Origin of the sequence: Bacillus sp. NTK074B (genome assembly GCF_017303375.1) — a bacterium.
Classification (GTDB): Bacteria; Bacillota; Bacilli; order Bacillales; family Bacillaceae_B; genus Rossellomorea.
Genome location: NZ_JAFKOH010000174.1, coordinates 1 through 261, shown reverse-complemented (window position 1 = coordinate 261; position 261 = coordinate 1). Strand labels below are relative to the sequence as shown.

General features: G+C 46.4%; 1 protein-coding gene. It reads right to left on the bottom strand.

Annotated features, from left to right (window positions below; translation table 11 throughout):
* Window positions 1-261, bottom strand: a 261-nt coding sequence (locus JI667_RS21890; RefSeq protein WP_206858589.1) for a 6-phosphofructokinase, incomplete at both ends; no start/stop codon positions are given.

Genomic DNA, 261 nt, shown 5'->3' with positions numbered 1-261 from the left:
CATTTTTTGATTCACTTCATGTGGCAGTGCAAGCGCTTCGTTTATATCAAGATCAACAATCTCATTGTTCTGAATGCCAACCGTTCTACCTTCTGCTCCTTCAAGAAGCAGTTCCACAGCTCTCGCACCAAGGCGGCTTGCAAGCACTCGGTCAGCAGCTGTCGGAGAACCACCACGTTGTACGTGACCAAGCACAGTTACACGGGTCTCCATATTCATTTCTTCTTGAATTTGTTTACCAATTTCAACTCCGCTTCCAAC